This window comes from Eudoraea chungangensis (genome assembly GCF_029360665.1).
Classification (GTDB): Bacteria; Bacteroidota; Bacteroidia; order Flavobacteriales; family Flavobacteriaceae; genus Eudoraea; species Eudoraea chungangensis.
Map to the genome: position 1 here is coordinate 696,507 of NZ_JARDUB010000003.1, position 18,319 is coordinate 714,825.

General features: G+C 36.2%; 19 protein-coding genes and 1 tRNA gene. All 20 read right to left on the reverse strand.

The genetic code is table 11. The features are described 5' to 3' along the window. Positions 1 to 89: 89 nt before the first annotated feature. Positions 90 to 1,583 (reverse strand): amidase, encoded by a 1,494-nt coding sequence (locus tag PXG98_RS09970; protein ID WP_276390730.1) that lies wholly within the window; start codon positions 1,581 to 1,583, stop codon positions 90 to 92. Positions 1,584 to 1,718: 135 nt separating this feature from the next. Further along, a complete protein-coding gene (locus PXG98_RS09975) occupies positions 1,719 to 2,801 on the reverse strand; it encodes a serine hydrolase domain-containing protein (protein WP_276390732.1) in 1,083 nt (360 codons plus the stop codon). A 244-nt stretch (positions 2,802 to 3,045) separates the two neighbouring features. Beyond that, positions 3,046 to 3,753, reverse strand: a complete 708-nt coding sequence (locus tag PXG98_RS09980) for a hypothetical protein (protein ID WP_276390734.1) — start codon at positions 3,751 to 3,753, stop codon at positions 3,046 to 3,048. Positions 3,754 to 3,937: 184 nt separating this feature from the next. After that, positions 3,938 to 4,444, reverse strand: a complete 507-nt coding sequence (locus PXG98_RS09985; RefSeq protein WP_276390736.1) for a VOC family protein — start codon at positions 4,442 to 4,444, stop codon at positions 3,938 to 3,940. Between the two features lie 99 nt (positions 4,445 to 4,543). Beyond that, positions 4,544 to 6,127: a serine hydrolase domain-containing protein gene (locus PXG98_RS09990; protein ID WP_276390737.1), complete on the reverse strand. Its 1,584-nt coding sequence runs from the start codon at positions 6,125 to 6,127 to the stop codon at positions 4,544 to 4,546. Positions 6,128 to 6,315: 188 nt separating this feature from the next. Next, positions 6,316 to 6,663: a DUF2147 domain-containing protein gene (locus tag PXG98_RS09995; RefSeq protein WP_276390739.1), complete on the reverse strand. Its 348-nt coding sequence runs from the start codon at positions 6,661 to 6,663 to the stop codon at positions 6,316 to 6,318. Continuing rightward, entirely contained in the window at positions 6,660 to 7,112 is a 453-nt protein-coding gene (locus tag PXG98_RS10000; RefSeq protein ID WP_276390740.1) for a hypothetical protein, read from the reverse strand. The genes PXG98_RS09995 and PXG98_RS10000 overlap by 4 nt, the downstream gene beginning before the upstream one ends. A gap of 166 nt (positions 7,113 to 7,278) precedes the next feature. After that, positions 7,279 to 7,794, reverse strand: coding sequence for a VOC family protein (locus PXG98_RS10005; RefSeq protein WP_276390741.1), 516 nt, complete (start codon positions 7,792 to 7,794; stop codon positions 7,279 to 7,281). 230 nt (positions 7,795 to 8,024) lie between these two features. Continuing rightward, positions 8,025 to 8,447 carry a hypothetical protein gene (locus PXG98_RS10010; RefSeq protein ID WP_276390742.1) on the reverse strand — a complete coding sequence of 141 codons (423 nt, stop codon included), beginning with the start codon at positions 8,445 to 8,447 and terminating at the stop codon, positions 8,025 to 8,027. A 162-nt stretch (positions 8,448 to 8,609) separates the two neighbouring features. Then, a complete protein-coding gene (locus PXG98_RS10015) occupies positions 8,610 to 9,032 on the reverse strand; it encodes an ester cyclase (protein ID WP_276390743.1) in 423 nt (140 codons plus the stop codon). Positions 9,033 to 9,245: 213 nt separating this feature from the next. Then, on the reverse strand, positions 9,246 to 10,115 hold the full coding sequence (locus PXG98_RS10020) for an alpha/beta hydrolase (RefSeq protein WP_276390745.1): 870 nt from the start codon (positions 10,113 to 10,115) through the stop codon (positions 9,246 to 9,248). 71 nt (positions 10,116 to 10,186) lie between these two features. Beyond that, positions 10,187 to 10,774, reverse strand: a complete 588-nt coding sequence (locus tag PXG98_RS10025) for a Crp/Fnr family transcriptional regulator (protein ID WP_276390746.1) — start codon at positions 10,772 to 10,774, stop codon at positions 10,187 to 10,189. 155 nt (positions 10,775 to 10,929) lie between these two features. Then, the gene (locus PXG98_RS10030) at positions 10,930 to 12,048 is read right to left on the reverse strand and encodes a type 1 glutamine amidotransferase domain-containing protein (RefSeq protein ID WP_276390748.1); all 1,119 of its coding nucleotides are present in this window, start codon (positions 12,046 to 12,048) and stop codon (positions 10,930 to 10,932) included. Between the two features lie 176 nt (positions 12,049 to 12,224). Then, positions 12,225 to 13,160: a tyrosine-type recombinase/integrase gene (locus PXG98_RS10035; protein WP_338150235.1), complete on the reverse strand. Its 936-nt coding sequence runs from the start codon at positions 13,158 to 13,160 to the stop codon at positions 12,225 to 12,227. 403 nt (positions 13,161 to 13,563) lie between these two features. Continuing rightward, positions 13,564 to 13,641: transfer RNA gene (locus PXG98_RS10040), tRNA-Val, on the reverse strand. A 58-nt stretch (positions 13,642 to 13,699) separates the two neighbouring features. Beyond that, the gene (locus PXG98_RS10045; RefSeq protein ID WP_276390797.1) at positions 13,700 to 14,911 is read right to left on the reverse strand and encodes a bifunctional folylpolyglutamate synthase/dihydrofolate synthase; all 1,212 of its coding nucleotides are present in this window, start codon (positions 14,909 to 14,911) and stop codon (positions 13,700 to 13,702) included. Positions 14,912 to 14,914: 3 nt separating this feature from the next. Beyond that, positions 14,915 to 15,814 carry an energy transducer TonB gene (locus PXG98_RS10050; RefSeq protein ID WP_276390751.1) on the reverse strand — a complete coding sequence of 300 codons (900 nt, stop codon included), beginning with the start codon at positions 15,812 to 15,814 and terminating at the stop codon, positions 14,915 to 14,917. After that, positions 15,814 to 16,200 (reverse strand): ExbD/TolR family protein, encoded by a 387-nt coding sequence (locus PXG98_RS10055; RefSeq protein ID WP_276390753.1) that lies wholly within the window; start codon positions 16,198 to 16,200, stop codon positions 15,814 to 15,816. The genes PXG98_RS10050 and PXG98_RS10055 overlap by 1 nt, the downstream gene beginning before the upstream one ends. Before the next feature lie 9 nt (positions 16,201 to 16,209). Continuing rightward, positions 16,210 to 16,902, reverse strand: coding sequence for a MotA/TolQ/ExbB proton channel family protein (locus tag PXG98_RS10060; protein WP_276390755.1), 693 nt, complete (start codon positions 16,900 to 16,902; stop codon positions 16,210 to 16,212). Positions 16,903 to 16,951: 49 nt separating this feature from the next. Then, the gene (gene nhaD, locus PXG98_RS10065; protein WP_276390757.1) at positions 16,952 to 18,319 is read right to left on the reverse strand and encodes a sodium:proton antiporter NhaD; all 1,368 of its coding nucleotides are present in this window, start codon (positions 18,317 to 18,319) and stop codon (positions 16,952 to 16,954) included.

Genomic DNA, 18,319 nt, shown 5'->3' on the forward strand with positions numbered 1-18,319 from the left:
GTGCTGTTTGACACTAACGTTTTGGCTATGCGCAGTGTCCCGAAGGGCATTGCGTATAGGTTTTGTTATATGCCGAGTTTTTAAAATTTCTAATCATCAACAGCAATCAGGTTTGGTCTCGCACTTAAATAATCGGTTATTTTTTCATACGCTAGTGCAAACTGTAATACCCTTTTATCATCTCCAAATTTACCCATGATTTGCATGCCCATTGGCCTTCCTTTAGAATCGAATCCTACAGGGACGTTAACTACTGGTATACCACCAAGGCTGCCCAAAATGACTACTTCCATCCAACGATGGTAAGTATCCATCTCTTGTCCATTAATCTTTTTAGGCCAGTGAATGTTATTTGGAAACGGAAATACTTGTGCTGTGGGTAAGACTAAAAAGTCAAATCTATCGAACAAACTATCTAATTCGACATACCAATTAGAACGAATAATATTTGCCCTTGCTATATCTTTCTCATTAAAACTTAGACCTTGTTCAATTTCCCAGATTAATTCTGGTTTGAGTAGATCTCGTGTTATCGGATCATGGTAGTAGCTCAACATATTTAAACGTCTATGATGACGAAGAATAGTCCAGCTCTCCCATATATCTGATAGTATGAAGTTGGTTTGCATTGATTCAACTTTTCCTCCAGCGTCTACTATTTTTGCTAAACTCGCTTCACATAATTCGATAATCCCAGGTTCCATTGGCAAATAATTATCTAAGTTGCCCATCCAGCCAATTTTTATACTTTCAAAATTTAATGGATTTAACTCATCAAAGACAGGGTTGAGAGCAATCGTGTTTAGCAATCTAATAGTATCCCTGGCATCTCTACCCATTGGTCCTGAAGTCCAAAGAAGTCGGTGATTAGCATCTCCTTCGTCCATTACAACATTAGTGCTTGGTCTAAAACCGATTGCATTATTATATGCTGCTGGATTTCTTAGAGAACCCATCATATCACCGCCATCTGCGACAGGCAACATGTGAGTAGCTAAACCACACGCACCACCGCCACTACTGCCCCCTGATGTTAGTTCTGGATTGTAGGCACTTCCTGTCGTTCCGAACACTGGATTGTATGTTTGTGAACCCAAGCCAAATTCAGGTGCATTGGTTTTCCCAATAAAGATTGCGCCTTGATTACGAATTTTTGCTACTATAGCTCCGTCTTCTTCTGCTGTCCGCTTGGCAAACATTGGTGAACCATCTGTATAAATAAGACCCTTTACTGGTGTCAAGTCTTTTACTGCATGCGGCATACCATGCATCCATCCCCAATATTCATTTTTGGCCAAAGCTAAGTCTGCTTCGCGAGCCTTCATTAACAACTCATTATCATCAACCATACTTACAATGGCATTGTATATAGGATTATAACGATGGATACGCTTCAAGTAGGCCTGCATCACTTCAACACAACTAGCTTGTTTTGTCCTTATTGCAATTGATAGTTCAGAAGCGCTAAGATCGGTTAAATCAGAAGGGAGAGTTGACGCAAAAAGCCTTGTAGTAAAGGGTAAAGGTACAGAAAGGACAGCTCCAAAAGCCAGAGTGTTCTTTATAAAATTTCTTCTTTCCATATTTAATTTCTTCTGGTAGTTAGATTGTTTCTTCTTTTCATCATTTAGAGACTATCATTGGTCATTTTGCGCATGGCATACAACGGTGTGGAATATAAGCCGTATTTAATGGCTTATATACATTGTTAGGCTCTTTTAGAGTTTTGCCAGTTCAGTTAAGAGTTCAGGTGGAAGTGCACGTAAAGATTCGTTATGCCAAAGAATAATTATACGGTTACTCTCAACAAACTTTAACATGAAATCCGATGAACCATATCCCGCTCCACCATGACCAATTGCTAGTTCGTTTTTCACTCCTTTGTAAGGTAAATTCATAACACTACAACCGTAACCGTAAGGCTCAAAATGAGGTCCCCACTTCCTTAAGGCTTCCTCTGGGAGAGAATGTTTTTTGAACATTAACTCCCAACTTTCTGGTTTTAAAAGCTTATCGGTTCCGACTGCCAACATGAACTTGTGTAAATCTTGGAGTGTCGATTTTGTTCCTCCATCACCTTTATAATTACTATGAGGAAAAGGTGTTGCAGGAGTGCCATCTTCAAGGTAGTACACTGGCGAACCAGGGCCATAAATTGAAGTTGAATTATAGCTACTTTTCATACCAAGAGAATCAAATATTCTTTCCTTTTGAATATCATAGTAATCTGCTTTTCGATATTTCATAATTATTTCGCCAAGTAAAAGATATCCTGTGTTACTGTAGTCATATCCATTACCAGGCTCAAAGTTTAGTTCAAGCGTAGTCATTTTATTTAATACGTCTTTCTGGGATATGAAAAACTCAAGATTACCTTGAATTTGCTCCATAAAATAACCCTTTAAACCAGATCGATGAGCCAATAAATGATGGATTGTTATATCGTCAGCTCTAGGATGTTGAAACCATGGGAGGTGCTTTGAAATAGGATCAGTTAAAGCAATGGAATCCTCTTCGACTAATTGTAAGGTCAAAACAGCTGTAAACATTTTCCCCATGCTATTGATGATGAATCTGGTGTTAGTTGAATTCGGAATCTCGAGATCCCTATCAGCCATTCCAAAAGCATTTTGATATATGACGTTTTCCCCTTGTGCTATCAGAACACCTCCATGGATTTTACCTTCAGAGTAGAGCTGTTTTACTATTTTGTCAATTTTTGAATAATCGGATGAAACAAGTTGAGCTATTGTACTTTGAGATGAAATACCCAGTATAAGTAATAATAAAAATCGTTTCATATATCCTTTTTTTAATTGAGCCTAACGGTTTGTGTATGATTTGTAGCGGTGTGGCGGCAGGCTTGGCGCGTGATTAGTTCGCCGAAGGCGAAGGGAAGCTTGTGTTAACAAGCGTGCGATTCAGCCGTGCGCGGAGGCCGCATGTTCGTTTTATTCCGAGTAAGATACTGATTCTGTAGGAGCTTTCATAAACTTAACCCTCTAGCGCTAGCAATAAATTATATACGGTGTTAGGCACAGTATTTTAATATTTTTTCTTTTCCGATATTTTCAAATTCGTTAAGGAAATTAGATAATTACAAGCGTTATAAAAATTTCCTTTACTTGGTGACCAAACACTTACAACTCTATAATTCGTCTGATTTACACCTTCCATAATCCATTCAGAACCATCTGTTCCAATTGAGCTACGACCTAAATCCATATTCCAAAAATCCGCTTTTTCGATAAGTTGGATAAATTCAGTCCATTCTTTTTCAGTTAGTATTTTCAGTCGTTCAATTTCTATTTCTCCAGGTTCATATCCACCAGCACCATTTAGCACTTTCCAATAAAGAATATATCTGTCATTTCTTTTTTCAATTCTAAAAGCCATTGGTTTGTCAAAAGTCCTTAACCAAGTAAAACGATAAATTTCTTTGTCAATTTTTCTGTTAAACAACAAAGGTTCTTTCATTGCGTGAAGATGTTTTGAATACCAATTCACAACAAACTCGTCATAAGTTCCTTCTATGACTTTTGTTTTAATTGTATAGCTTGAGTCACTTTCCTTAACCCAATCAGTACTAACTTCAGGAAACATTTCTTTAGGAAAGTAAGGTTGTTTTAAATCAATCGGAACATTAAGACTATCAACTTTGATTTTCGAATCGACAAATTTTTGAATTGATTGACTAAATCCAATCTGCGTCAGAAATAAAGTCAAAATTCCAATTGATAATATATGTCTCAAAGTTTTGTTCATATTGTGCCTAACGGGTAATATGCGTTAATTTTCGGTTTAGCACAGACGTCAGTAATTCCGTGTGGATTCGGACGTAGTCGAATCCGCCGACTAGAGCGCAGCGACTGACGAACTCCTATATCAATAAGCATTAGTGAGTAAATTGCGGTTATACATTGTTGTGCTCTGTTTTTTATTCTTTCCAATTATCCATTACACGACGTAAATCAGAACCATCAGTTGCTTCGATAATTTCAAAATATACTCCGTTTAGGTCTTTTGCATGTGCAATATTAACTTTCGTAAATGGACTAACTATTGATTTTGTACATTCAATTCCCTTGTTGTGGAATTCACTAACAATTGCTTCATTATTGTGCGTTTCTAGGCCAAAGTGGTCTATGCCTTCAGGATGCTCATCATCGGATAGCATTAACTCTATAAATGTTGACTTGTTTATCTGAAAATATGCAAACAAGAGTTGGCCAGTGTCATTATGAAATTTGTAAATCATAGGAAAACCCATTGTATCTTCATAAAATTTTGAAGCTTTATCAAAGTCAGCCACCCTTATACCCACATGATTAAGACCAATAATTTCACCTGTTTCTTTATTATCGGTTCCACCATTTTGTCCAATAATTAAACCTGCAAAGAACAAAATCGGTAAAGCCAGAGTTATTATAATTTTTGTTTTCATAAAATTTGGTTTAATAGAGCACAACGGTCTGTATAAACTGCGTTTTAATGCAGTTTATACTTTGTTATACACATTTATCATTTATTAGATAATAAATCTTTAGTCTTCATTCAACTTAAAAGATATATCCAATTTTTGAATCATTGCTGCTTTTTCTGGCGTAAGAGTAAAAAATACTTTGATATTACCATTTACACATTGTATCGTAAAATCACCTCGCAATTGGTTTCTAGGAACTATGTTTTGAATATTTTTGATAGCGCCTGCTTTATCTAATATTTTTTGAAATTCTTTTATTCGTCTTTCTTTTGATATGTCCATAAAAAAGTTTTCTGCAAAAATATTTTTATCTAAGCTGACTTTTCCATTTGAAATAAGGTTAATAATTTCTTCTTTTTTTTGCTCCAAAATATCCGAAGCAGGCAGTTTACGGGATTGTAAATCCAGTCTTTCAAAGAGAATTTTTTCTAATTTATCATAAGGGATAGGTGTTTTATAAGTTAAATTTCCAAAAGCCATGATCCCAATTCCATACTCTGGAAAAAATGCATAATTACTTCCAAAACCTGGTAAAGCACCTCCATGAGAAACTCTTACAATTCGTTTACAATCTATAGAAATTCCTAATCCATACCCATACCCAATCATACTTGCACACGGTTCATTATTCCAGTCTCTATCCCAAGAGTTTAAAAAATTGTATTTAGGCGTATGCATTTCCCTTAAACTGCTACGCTTTATCGGGCCTTTTTCTTCTTCACTTCTTGCAGGCCATGCAGCTAAGTGAAAACTCACATATTTACTAAAATCCTCAATTGAGGTTAGCAGCCCACCCATCGCCCCATAAGCTCCATCATGAAGCAGAGGTTCTTTTTTCCATTTTCCATCTTCCCATCTATAGCCGCTTGCCAGTTGTTCTTTTGGAACATTTGCGTATTCCCAATATGTGTTTTTCATTCCTAAAGGATCTAAAATGTTTTCTTTGATATATTCTTGATACGGAGTTCCTGAAACTCTAGTAACAATATGACCAAGTAGGGCATAGCCTGTGTTACTATATTCATATTGATATGAAGAAACTTTAGATAATGATAATCCTTTAGAAACAACTTCTAAAAAAGCTTTAGTCGATAGTGCAAGTTGTCTATCACCCCACGGGTTATCTTCTGGAAATCCCGCAGTCATAGTCAGTAAATTTTCTATATTAATTATTGGTGAATCTTCAGTTAGATATTCTAAATTTTCCATTTCGGGGATGTAATTAATAACTGGATCACTTAATGACAACCTTCCTTCATCCCTTAGCTTGATAATAGCCATTGCTGTAAAACTTTTTGTCATAGAAGCAATTCTAAAAGATGTATTAGTAGAAACAGGTATTTTATTTTCAATTTGAGATACTCCAGTTGTAGAGCCTAAAACCAACGAATCGTCTATAACTATGCCATAGGCAATTCCCGGTATTCTCTCATTTGTTGCATGCTCGTCAAATATTTGTTGTAATTCGGGTATTATTGCTTTTATCTTTTTTAGTCGATGATCGTTAATAAATTGCGGTTTTTTATAGGTGTTTGAAATGCTTATTTTTTCAATTTTTTTACCATTATCTGTCTTTAATTCATTGTTGCAAGATATTAGTGATGCTGCTCCCACTACTAAAAAGAATATTAAAATATTTTTCATTTTTTGGTTTAATTAAAATTTAAATGAAAGATTAATACATTTTGAAAATGTTACACTTTTCCAATTGTGTATAACGGTGAGTATAAAATGCGCTTTAATGCATTTTATACAGTGTTAGCTGCTTTTTTAATTTACCAATTCTTCAAATTAATATTATGCTTTAGATAAATTGGGTATGGAGTGAAATTTTAAGTTTTCTTCCACTCAACGGTTTTGCTAAAGAATCCTACGTTTATTTTAATTTCAAGAACATCACCTTTTTGAGTTATTTCAGCATCGTACCACTCTTGCCTTTTAGCCGCATAGATTTTGCCTACCCAAATCCTTCCATTCTTATTTACCTCCTTTAAAATGACATTGCCAATTTTGGCTTTAGAGTTATCTGATGATTTTATCTTACCAGTAGTTTTGCCGTCAATTTCTGTAATTTCAATAATTGTATTGTCTTCCCCTGTATCCCAAGCTCCATTAAGGTTAGATTGACCAAAAACGCAGTGTGAAAGAATTGAGAAAGCGATTAATATTGTGTATTTCATAGTTCAACTGCTTTAGACTTTTGAAGTGAAAGAACTAACATAAGAAGCCCCACAGGAATCATGATGTAATTTCCTATTCCGCCAGGAGCAGTGCCTTCTAAGATGATAGGTTTATAGAACGTTAGAAAAAGCCTGCCGGTGTATTCTGTTAAAATGAATAAATACATTAACGGAATTAGACTTTTATATTTCCATAACACAATGGCGTATAAAATGCCAAACAGCAATTGGGTCAGACCCCATTCTGCAAAAATGTGAATGACAACATTTGCGGCTTCTGGAGAATAGCTGCTTAAAGGAATGGTCGCAATGCTCTGAGCTCCTCCATCAGGTGCAAATATGTGGATTAGGCTTCTTGCTACAGTCATTACTGTAAGAAGATAGAAAAGGTATAATGCTATTTTTCTGCCTTCATAATTGTTATTTATTTCTTTAGGTAAAACTTTCATTACTCGATTTATTAATTGCAGCTAACGTCAGTATAAGAGCTGTAGCGGACTAAAAGCTACTACCTTTCGGATAGTAAAATACTGAATTAAATACAAAAACGGATCGAGTTTGCACCCGAACCGCTATTGCTTTTATAACTTGTTGTGCGTTCGCTTTTTATTCCTTTTAGTTTGGTGAGTTTAGACCTAGTTTATTTCCTTCTGTATCTAAAAACAAAGCAAAAAATCCGCTTTCATCTGCGTGGGCAGTTTTTGGGACGATGATTTTCCCACCATTTTTCTCAACTTTATCAAGAATTACCTGAAGGTTGTCTCCACCATTCAGGTATATAGTTACTCCATCTGCTGAAGGTTGGTATCCCTCTCCTTTCATTATGACTCCTGTTACCATTTGTCCTTCATATGGAAACAATCCCATTTCTATTCCTGAGAATTCCATTTTCTCCATGTTAATGCCCAATATTGCTTGATAAAAATTTACTGCTCGTGAAATATCCGTTGCTGGAATTTCAAAAATGGAGATATAACTTGGTATCTCATTGGTCATTTGCTCTTTGCCAGAATCTACTTTTTGTTCTTCTAGTTCAGGTTTATGACCTTCTGATTCAGATTTATTTTGATTGTTACAAGCCGTGAAAATAAGGGCGAGTATAATAGTAGCATTTAGAATGATCCGTTTCATTTTTAATAATTTATTTTTTTCGCTTACTCTATTCAGTTTTTAACTTTCCTGTTATTAATTATTACGTCTTTCTGCGGTTGTTTAGCATTACTGCCAACGGTCTTGTGTATGAGTAGTAGCGGATTTGTACTCACTAATTTTTCGGTTTTGCACTGAACTTTGTTTTATACTTATACTTTCGCTTTATTACTTAAATCGCTATTACTTATACACATTGTTGTAACCAGTTATCATATTCCGTTAAAGAAATATTTTTTAGCCAAAAACAATCCAATTATTGGAGGTATTGCCATTCCAAGGTGAATCATTTCTGCTGTCATATGTGGAGCAGCTAATTCTGGAACGAAAGGCGTTCCAATCCAAAAAGGAGCATAATATCCAATTATAAGAATTAATCCTATCCACCAAGAGTTAGGAGTCCTCCAACTTTTCTTTCCGAAAAATAGGACCAAAAGAATAAGCATTGCAGATAAATCTCCAACCGCCTCTCTGAATGCATGATACCAAGCGTGATATTTTCCTTTTGTGAATTCTGGAATAAGAATATAACTTTCATCTCCAATATGAGAGAAAGTTTGCCACCAACTTTTGAGTCCAACAATTAATCCAATTATTAATAGAGTCCTCGCAATATTTAGATTTATCTGTTTCATTATTATTATTGGTTTAATTGGTTACAACGGTCTCGGCTATGATTTCGTTGTGGAATCATCCGCAGGATTATTCCGCCGAAATCCAGCTGTTTGATTTATAAATTTAACTTTGTTTTAGCTTTCTGCCACAATGAATTATAGCCATTGTTGTAGCCAGTTTTTTTAATAACCATTCAACTGTTTTTCATATTCTTCCGCATCGTAAGTTCCGATTGATTTTTGAACTAGTCCTTGGTCATTCATAGTCCATTCTTCAAATCCGCTGAAATCCACTTTATTTCCGGTTCCGTTTGGTCCAGAATTAGTCCCTTTAAAAGTCCAGTAATATCGATAAGTCCCATTTCCCTTTGTCAGACTATCCATCGTTAATTCCAAATCAGGAAATGCATCCATATAGGATTTAGCAGTTTCCGCTAATTGTTTTCTTCCGACTGCTGGTGTTCCGTTATTTACAGATAGTGTTCCATCCTCTGCGTAAAATGAAGCCATTTTTTCAGGCACGTTACTGTTCCAAGCATCGGTATATTTTTGCCCGAATTCAACCATTTTATCTAGTTCAGACCTATCAGATTTACATCCTGCCATAATGATTAATATTGTTAAAAATGTTACTAAAAATGTTCGATTATTTTTCATAAAATGCTGTTGTTCAAATTGGCTACAACGGTTAGTATAAGAGCAGTAGCGGATTAAAATACCCTAACTTTCAAATCACAATATACTTAATTAAACACAAAAACGGTTTGAGTATGCACCCAAACCGCTATTGCTTTTATACCTTGTTGTAAATCGTTTTTTTCAATTCTTCAGCCATTCAAGAGCAAATTTTGCAACTTGTTCCCATCCATCAGCACCGCATATAAAATGATCTTTGCCTTCGAAAAATTTTGAATCAACAATACTTTCCTGATTTTTATAGTGCTTTATATTTTTTCTTACCAACTCATTCGGAACTATTACATCATCTAATCCTCCAAGAAATAACAAAGGAGCATGAGGCTTCTTTGTATCAACCTTAGTGATTTTTTTTAATGCAGCTCGATGCGTTCTTCTGCTCTCTGGAACCGCATATTGGTCAAACGCTTTATCAGACTCTTCCAATGAAAGAGTATTAGCAAAAGCATAATGAAACCACTTTTTATATTTTTCTGTATCAGGATTAAAAACACTTCTTCCTTTAAAAAAGTTTAAACTTTTGTTGTTGGCTTTCCAAAAGCTAGGTTTGAATGATAATGTGCCTTTTGGTGGTGCAGAGCTAATCAGCACTGCAGCTTCGACTTTACCTAATTCAACTAGCTTTTGTGCTGCAAGACCACCAAACGAATGTCCAATAAGAATGGGTTTTTCAGGTAGAGCGTCAATCAGTTTTTCCAAATATAATAACCAATCTTCGAAACGAACATCTTCTAAACCTTGAGGTGGATTCAGACGAAGTTTATTGGGTTTGCCATGATGCTTAGGGTTTGCAGGAGTGTAACAAGTGTATCCTTCACTTTCAAAGAGCGTTTTCCATTCCTTCCAACTTTCATTATTCACGAATAGACCATGGATAAATATGATAGTCTTTGATTTTAGATTTTTTTCCATTTTGCTTTGATTTAGATCTTGAGAATAAGAATTCGCAGAAAACAATAATGCGAATGCTACTAAGATTGTATATAATTTCATTTTACTTCTTGTTTATTTGAAGCAAAGCTCAGTATCTCAATAATGAATTTTCTTAACCTCGGTTAAAATCGTTATTTGCCCGCTAATCTTTTTCTTATTCTGCTAAGGGATGGACCTTGTATTCCAAGGTATGACGAAATATGATAAAGAGGTATCTCATTGCACAGCTCAGGATGAGCTTTTATTAAATCTAGATATCGCTCTTCGGGAGATTTTAGAAGAAAACTTTCCACTCTTTGAGTCACTACACTTGCTACCCATTCTGCAGTCAACCGACCAAAATTCTCCCATTCATGAGATTGTCTGTATAGGTCATCTAGAGATTTTGTGTTAATACAAATAATTCGAGCATCTGTTAATGCTTCTGTATAAAATTGACAAGGAATTTGATTGACAAAGCTTTTATAGGCAGATATAAAGCCATCTTTGGAAAAAAAGAATACATTTTTTTCTTCTCCACTAATGGGATCAATAATATAGGAGCGAAATGTTCCTTCTAGTATATAGCCTAGTTCCTTGCAAACATTTTTGTAGTCATTAAACAATTCACCTTTTTTAAATGATTTTTCATGCCAAACACCTGCAGAAAGTTTGAAAGCATTTTCGCTCATAGAGGAAAAACCATTTAAAACAAGCTGAAGTCTATGATTATTTGTCATATTTTTAATGATTTACAACGGTCTTGTGTATAGCTTGTTGCGGTTTTCAAACTGCGGATTTATCCGCTGGATTAAATGTAGTTAAATTGCAGGAAGTTTCATAAGGTTAACCATCAGAGCCGCAATGAGCTATACACGTTGTTGTAAAACGTTTTTTACTTTATTTCTTTAAGTAATTTTTCTGCTTTTTCCTTTAGAAGATTTTTAGAAATTAAATCGTTTAATATCTTTTTTGCCTTTTGGTTATTACCCAGAGAGTAATGTGTTCTTGCTAATACAAATTCAAGATTCTGGTCAAAAAAGTGAGGAGATGTCAACTCCATAATTTCCATTGCTTTTTTTAATTCGACTTTATTTTCTTTTGCAGCAATCGTTTTGTAATAACCCCATACAGCGATTAAAGGAATGTCATAATTCTCTATATTTTTTGCTAATAACGATTCCGCTTTTTCAAATGTTATCTTATTATCTAGAATATCTTGAATTAAATACACGCTATTCTCATCGTCATACAATTCTCTTTTTACAGGTGTAATCCCAAAAGATTTTACAACGGCTTCTGCAGATTTTGCTGTTGAAAATGGATTTTGACCGGTAACAAATTTTCCTGAAACAACAACCTTAGACAACATGAAATCAGCTTGTTTAAAGATAGCACCCCTTTCTTCTAATTTAGTCTCCAAACTAAAAGGAAATTCCTTCACCCATTTTTTTCCAAAAAGCTCCTCTTCTATGTTACAAAAGCTTGTTAATTCAACGCCTTTTATAATAAACTCATCGTTACTTTTAATATTTACAAATGAAGCTGGTCCGTGGCAAACCGATGAAATAACCGTACTTTTCCTCTCATATAGATTTAATACGATATCTTGCAAAGAGGGGTCAAAAGGTAAATCGAACATTGCACCTTTTCCCCCAACAATGTAAATAGCATCGTAGTCTTCAGGGTTCACATCTGCCGTAGTCATTGTATTATCTAAAAAACTTAGAGCCTCTTTATCTTCTAATAGTGTTTTGTTATAGGTCTTCTCTGTATTGAATTTGTCTGCCTCTACTTTTCCTCCTTTGGGACTAGCTACATTAACAGAAAAGTTGTTATTTTTAAAAACTAAATAGGCTTGAGAGAATTCGTCAAACTCATAACCGGGTCTTATTGAGCCATTATCTTTACCGTAACTACTCACTACCATTAAAATGTTTTTCTGCTCTTTATTGGATTGAGAAAAAAGAATGATTGGTAAAAAAAGAACGATTGTTAAAACTATTTTTTTCATTTTTGAAATTTATCTTTTTATTGAAATAGATTAATAACACGAATGAAAGAAGTTTTTGTTACAATAGTGCAAAATGTTTTACAACAATTGAATATAACACATTATGCACTATATATTTTTTATAGCTAAGATAGCAAATCATAAATATTCTTGAAGGAATTTTCTGATACATGAGTTTAGATCTCCGTTGTTTTGCTCGAATTATGACCCAAAAGAACTTGTATCTTTCGTAAATCAGTTCCCTTATTCAACAAATGTGTTGCGAAACTATGACGGAGCATATGTGGCGTAACTCTTCTTTTAATTCCGGCTTTTTTTGCAGCACAACTAACTATATTCACCACACTCGTAGGAGAGTAGGCTTTACCACTGGGACTTTCGAAAAGATATGTCTGTGGTTGATATCGTTTGTAATAATTACGTAATTCCTTTAGCAGTTTGGCACTTAAAATTGAATATCGATCTTTTTTACCCTTTCCCTGGTTAACTCTTACTAACATGCGCTTACTATCAATGTCCTCTGGTCTTAAAGACAAGACTTCTGATCTTCTTAAACCCGAACTATAGAGTAAACCAACGATACATCGATGCTTTACATTTTTAATTTCCCCGAGCAAATCATGAACCTCTATCACAGAAAGCACCTTTGGTAGCTTTTTAGATTTCCTTGGCCGTTCAATAGAATAAAACCGATTGGGCATTCCACATACAATCTCGTAGTAGAATTTAATACTGTTTATGGCTTGATTGATATAGGAATCAGAGCTTTCTTTCCGAACTAGAAAAAGCAGGTATTTGCGGATATCGTTTTCGTCTAATTCATTCAATATGGCATTGGGATAAAAGCGCATGAATGCCTCAAAGCATGAGATGTAAATTCTTGCTGTATTGGGTGCATATTTCTTAAGCTCTAACTTTTCAAGATATTCGTTAGGACATAATTGTTCCTGACCTCTAGAATTTCTATGATTCTGGCGTTTAAAGCTACCCTTACTTGGCTTATTAGGAAGAGCTTTGTTATGAAAGAAATAGTTGCCATTTATCCAAGCCACACCTTTAAATAGTTTAAATATCAATTGTATGTTTTCTTTCGTATTCGGCAAAAAATACATTTGATACCGGAAAGACCATGCTACGTTATTCAATAAATTCACCTTTTCTTGTAAATAACAATTTGCTTGAAATTGGAGGCCTATACAAGATCGATTTTCAATATATAAGTGTTTCAGTGTAATACTCTTCCCAAACATGCCTATAAAGTTTCCTCGTAAAATAAGTTATCATACCGCAACTTAACAGTAATTAAAACATTTAAGGAAATTTCAACTGTCCGATGCCCATAAGGTATGCCTAGCTAAAATTGTATACTACTTTTTCCACTTTTAGGAAGAAAAAACAAAGTTGCCGGCGGCGACAAAACTTTTATAAACCTGAGAAACTTTCAACTGTTTACCTAATTATTTGCAAATAAAAAAGCTTCAGAAAATCGAAATCTTCTGAAGCCTAGTGTTTACCTGGTGGGCCCTACTGGATTCGAACCAGTGACCCCCTGCTTGTAAGGCAGGTGCTCTGAACCAACTGAGCTAAGAGCCCCAAAGGGGATGCAAATATAGGATAGTTTTTTATTCCCCAAAACAAAAAATAAAAAAATTTATACTACCTCTGCCACAGTAAATGTACTGCCACCAATAAACAGAAGATCTTTGTTGTCTGCCCTGTCTCTAGCAGCCTTATATGCACTGCCTAAAGATGAATAGGAAGTTCCAATAAGTCCAAACTTGGCAGCTTTGTCTCTAAGTATTTCTGCCTCTAAACCTCGAACTACCTTTGGTTTGCAAAAATAATAAGATGCATTTCTGGGAAACAAGGGCAAGATTTTATCTAAATCTTTCCCCTTCACAAAACCTAGAACAAAATGGAGATCATTGAATCTACGTTTTTGGAGCTGTTGCAAAACCAATGTCAATCCTTCTCTATTATGTGCGGAATCGCAAATGGTAAGAGGTTTTTCGCTAAGAATCTGCCACCTTCCTAGCAAGTTGGTATTTGCAACTACATTTTTTAATCCTTTTACCAGATGAGTTTCTTTAATGCCATAAGAAGGTAGTTGGGCAATAACCTCAACAACACCTTTCACATTCTTTATTTGATATTCCCCTAATAATGGTAGACTATAGTTTTTAGACTCGTTTGCAGAGGCGAAAGAGAGAGGTGCTTTTTTATCTAAGGCTATATCCTGAAAGATAGTGGCCACTTCTTCCTGGAATTCACTTACTACAACAGGAGTTCCATTTTTAATAATTCCTGCTTTTTCTCTTGCTATCTCCTTCAGAGTACTCCCCAAAAGATCTTGATGATCCAGACCTATATTGGTAATTAGACTTATTTCAGGATGTATTATGTTGGTGGCATCCAGTCTTCCGCCAAGACCAACTTCAATCATGGCTATATCCACCTTTTGTTTAGCAAAATAATCAAAAGCCATACCTACCGTCATTTCAAAAAAAGAGAGATCATGCTCTTCCAGAAAGCTCCTATGCTCCTGAATAAAGCAGGTCACTTCCGTCTGCGAGATGCATTCACCACTGATTTTTATTCGTTCTCGGAAATCCTTTAAGTGCGGAGAAGTATAGAGTCCGACCTTATATCCGGCTTCCTGGAAAATGGAAGCCAGCATATGACTACTAGATCCTTTACCATTTGTGCCTGCTATGTGTATGCTTTTAAACTTTTTGTGTGGATCTCCCAAATATTTGGCAAAAGCCAGGATGGTATCGAGTTTTGAATTATATGCAGAAGCCCCTTTTTGCTGATACATTGGGAGTCTGGAAAACATCCAACGCAAGGTTTCGTCGTAAGACACCACTTATTCGCCCAGTTTGAAGTTAACAACCACGAACCCCTTTTGTCTGGAAGGTGCCTTGGAATCTGAGTTCCATTCGTGCATCATAGCCGTTTTCCGGGCAGGTGCCAACAAGCATGGATCGGTATTTGTAGTTCCTTTTACTCCTGGTGTAGCTTGTATTACCTTGCCATTCTTGTCTACAATAATTTCCACAACCACACGTCCTTCCTGATTACATTCTTGAGGAACTTTACCCTTTCTCCCTAATGTTCTGCCGCTTAGACCATAACCTCCGGTTCCGTTCCCAGATCCGGGACTCCCATAATAACTCGTTGCATAAGGATTGCCATCCGGACTGCCCTTATCTCCAGCTACATTATCATCTCCCTCACTCCCCTGCGCTTCACCATCCGCACTATTCAGACCTCCCATGAGTTCATCTAGTTTCTTCTTCTTGGCTTCTTTTTCCTTTCGTTCCTTTTCTTCCGCCTCTCTTTGCTCCCTGGCTAATTTATCTGCCTTAGCCTTGGCCCTTTTAGCCGCCTCTTCTGCTTCTTTTTTTGCAATAGCCTCTTGCTTTATACGAATAGACTCTTCGGTGTCTTGCGTAAGGACCTTCTCCGTAACATTTTCAGTAACATCTTCTTCAGCTATTTCTTCTATTTTTGCTTCTTGTGGTTCTTCTACTACTTCCTCTTCTTCCTGTTCCACAGGAGTAGCTGCGGCAGCCTTTATCTTCTTTTTGGGTTGTTTTTCGCCCATACCATAGTCCATGGAACCAAAATTGATAGTAATTCCATTCTCTATTGGAGGGTCCATATAGGTTAGACCAATATAAAAAAGCAAAAGGAGTAGTACACTTAACAAAAGAGTAGTAAGTGTAAAAGATTTTTTCTTGTGTCTCGTGTCTAAGAAGGACATTAATTTGGTCGCACTGCCAGGATCACTTTATAACTATTCCGGTTCGCAATATCCATAACGCTAACTGCTTCTTTAATCGCAACGCTTTCTTCTGCTCTCAGAATAATAGTTGGTTTTTCCTGACCTTCTAGTGCCTTTTTTAATTCAATTTCAATGTATTCTCCGTTTATTCTCTCATTATTAACAAAGTACTCAAGGTTCTTATTAATCGTCACGGATACGTTCTGTGTATTTGTAGACTTGCCCTTGGCTTTGGGTAATAATAAATCGAGGGCATTTGGTGAATTTGCTGTCAACATAAAAAATATCAACAATAAAAACACTATATCTGTCATAGAAGACATACTAAACTCTGGACTTATCTTATTTCTCCCTTTTAATTTCATAGGGTGTTTTTAAACTGGTTCGTTTAATAAATCGAGAAATTCCACTGCATTGGCTTCCATCTTGTGAACAACCTTGTCGGTCCGGTTTACCAAATGATTGTAACCCATGTAGGCAACAATACCCACTATTAAACCAGCTACAGTAGTAGTCATGGCCGTATATATACCAGAGGCTAATGCTCCCATTTCTGCCTGTCCCCCACTACTTGCCATTTGATGAAAAGCCAAAATCATACCGATTACAGTTCCCAAAAAACCAATCATCGGTCCGGCCCCGGCAACAGTAGCCAAAACATTAACATTCTTTTCCAATTTGTATACTTCTAGAGTGCCCGCATTTTCAATAGCAGTATTGATATCATCTAAAGGTTTCCCTATTCTAGAGATGCCTTTTTCAGTGAGTCTTGCCACAGGGGAATCTGTTTGGGCGCAAAGTAACTTGGCCGCTTCTAATTTCCCATTCATAACATGATCTCTGATCTGGTTCATAAAATTCTTATCGATCTGAGAAGCAGCTTTTATAGCTAATAGACGTTCAAAGTAGATATAAAGAGCAACTGCCAACATTACAAACAAAACGGATATTATAACTATACTACCCGTTCCTCCATTAAATATCAAATCGATAACCGAAAGAGTTTTTTCTTCCGAAATAAGTTCCCCAGCCTGAGCCTCATCAACTAGGTCCTGTAACAAAATCATATACTTCCCATTTAAAAGTTGCCCTTATAACGCTTTATTCGAAATTAAATTATGCGGCTTGCAACAAATTTCTCAACAACATAAAAGTCCCTGCACCAGCAATAAAACCAACAAAGGCTAACCATGCAATTTTTTTGAAATACCAAAAGAAATCAATCTTTTCCATGCCCATTGCCACAACGCCAGCGGCAGACCCAATAATCAACATACTACCACCCGTTCCGGCAGAATATGCAATGAAATGCCAAACGGAATCGTCTGTTGGAATAGAGAACATCCCCATACTGGCTGCCACCAATGGTACATTATCAATAACGGCAGAACCTATACCCAGTATTATTATAACCAAATCGGAGACAGACCCCCCTGCTGCTTCCGTGCCAAGAAATGGCATAGTCTCATCGAGGAATCCTGCAAAGTGGAAAAGCATCCCGAGTGACTCTAATGCGGCCACTGCGAGTAATATTCCAAGGAAAAACAAAATGGAAGGTAATTCAATTTTTGATAGCGAGGCGTGTACGGCGCTATGCATAGAACCTTCGTGGCTTTCCGCGCCGTCTACACTAGAAATACTAAACTTAGCACTTGTATAGATTTCAGCAAATGTAGCAACAACGGCCAAAGACAGCATCATACCCACGTATGGAGGTAGGTGTGTAATGGTCTTAAAAAACGGAACAAATACAATAGACCCTAAACCAAGATATAACATGGTTGCCCCATGAGGAGATTTTTTGGGTTCCTCCGTTAACACTTCACTTTCAATATTGCCCTTAAAAGCCTTATAACGCAAGGCCACCAGAACCGGAATAATCATACAAACAATAGAAGGTAGCAGCACGTTTTTAATTAATTCCACAGCAGATACTTTATCTCCAATCCACAACATAGTGGTAGTTACATCCCCTATCGGAGACCATGCTCCTCCGGCATTTGCAGCAATAATTATCATACCAGCGAACCAGAGTCTTACATCGCGTTCTTTAATCACCTTTTGAAGGATGGTTACCAAAACTATGGTAGCCGTGAGGTTATCAATAATTGCAGAAAGGATAAAGGCCAGTATAGAGAACAACCATAGCAGCTTGGACTTTTTCTTAGTTCGGATATATCCTTTTATGGTGGCAAAACCATCGAAATAATCGATTATCTCCACGATGGTCATTGCTCCTAAAAGGAATACCAGAATTTCGGCAGTTTTCCCAAGATGGTGCAAGAGCATTTCATCTATATGAGATGGCTCTAACTCCTTTAAGTCGGTATTCACCTCAAAAACAGGCAAATGCGCCAATGCTATCAGGGCCCACAAAATAGCCATCATAGCCAGAGCCGGAATTAGTTTATCAATTTTAAGATTATGTTCTAGGGTAATCGCCAGATAACCTACTAAGAATACAATGATAATAATGGTTTCCAT